This is a genomic window from Bacillus sp. P4_D3 (assembly GCF_056401855.1).
Map to the genome: position 1 here is coordinate 1 of NZ_JBFUIN010000688.1, position 1627 is coordinate 1627.

Genomic DNA, 1627 nt, shown 5'->3' on the forward strand with positions numbered 1-1627 from the left:
ATGGAATTATGAATGGACATGAGTAAGAAATTAGTGAAACACCTATTTGTCTTAGGAAGTGCTACGTTACTAACACTGGGTGCTTATGTATATGCAATTATGGATTACGGTATAATAGATGAATATAGTAAAGAAGCCTAGCTAAAGACTAAAGAAACAGCTAATCAAGCAACTATTAATCACTTTAAAACAGAAAAAAATATGGATGTTGTCATTACTAAGATTGGTTTCTTAGGAGAATATGCGACACCTGAGATTTAATTAGAGAGACATGTCTCTGGCAATGAAAAACAAAAGATTTTTGCTACTGTTAATTCTTCAGAAGATTATTGAGTTAAAGCCACAGTTAAAAACTAAATTTACTAACTGCTCTTTTTAAGTTTCCTGAATAGGCCTCACTATACTTTTAATGGTTCTGATGCAAAAATTCTAAGACTCTTGCAAGCAAAGTCCTGAATTTGGATTAGCTATTGCAAAATCATTGATTGAAATGCACAAGAGATAAAATGGTGAGAGGAAGCGCGCAGACGGCAAGCAGGGTAGTGAATTTTGGTTTACGCTTCCCATCGCATCAGAAAAAATAAGACCGCTGAAAGACTTTTGTAATATTTATGTTATAAAAATGAAAGACCTTCTTGCTAACATACTACTACACAGTATGTTACAGGAGGTTTTTTACTTTATGAAAAGAAAATATGTATGGTTTATAGGCGGTTTGATAATTGTAATGGGGGTTTTATGGTCATTGTTCCGACCAGAGAAATTATTTATTGATAAGCAAGTGAATGAAGCATTGCCACAAACAGAAGTACAATCAAATGAAACAAAGCAACAAAGTGATCGAGTAATAAGTGAAGGAAAGTTTCAAAATGGTGTTCATGAAACAACTGGAACGGCAACAATTCATCAATTAGCGGATGGAAAACGTGTTTTACGACTTTCTGATTTTAAAACATCTAATGGGCCGGATGTGCGAGTTGTATTAGTTCCTACGAATCGTTTGAAAAATAATGAAGACGTGAAAAACTATCAGTATATTGAATTAGGAAAATTAAAGGGGAATAAAGGAGACCAACACTACGAAATTCCTCAAGGGATAGATGTGAGTGCATATGGTTCGGTTTCTGTTTGGTGTAAGAGGTTTAATGAAAACTTTGGTGCTGTTTATTTTAAGAAGTAAATATGGACTTAAAAGTGGGTTTGGATTAATGGGAGTCATTGTAGCTGTCATGATGATTCGTGGCTGGGGCAAGGGACTTTTACGAATAGTATTACTCATGTTTGTGTATATGTTAGTAGCGATTCTATTATTTGCAGTTATTGACTACCGCGTTTTGGCGTCTGCGGCATATGGATTTATCTTTTTGATTGGAGCACTATTTGATTTTCCGCATGGAGTGAAATTTTTTGAGCAGATGATGTACTGGACGATTGTAAATCAATATATTAGTATGCTAGGAGCATTTCTATGGAGTGCGACTGCTTTAGTATATCAACGCCAAACACGAAATGCTTGTCCGTATTGTGGCCGAAATAGTAATCCCTCTAAATGGACATCACAATCCTCAGCAGCATCTTGGGGGAAATGGTGCACTTACATTGCCATTACAATTCCTATCTGTTATTC

1 protein-coding gene and 2 pseudogenes are annotated in these 1627 nt (G+C 35.3%); all 3 read left to right on the plus strand.

Annotation, left to right across the window (positions count from 1 at the left end; all coding sequences use genetic code 11):
• Positions 1-460: 460 nt before the first annotated feature.
• A pseudogene (locus AC1DTM_RS25595) lies at positions 461-606 on the plus strand (sensor histidine kinase); the annotation flags it as partial.
• A 76-nt stretch (positions 607-682) separates the two neighbouring features.
• Positions 683-1180, plus strand: coding sequence for a DM13 domain-containing protein (locus tag AC1DTM_RS25600; protein WP_016105292.1), 498 nt, complete (start codon positions 683-685; stop codon positions 1178-1180).
• Positions 1181-1196: 16 nt separating this feature from the next.
• Positions 1197-1627: pseudogene (locus AC1DTM_RS25605) on the plus strand (hypothetical protein); the annotation flags it as partial.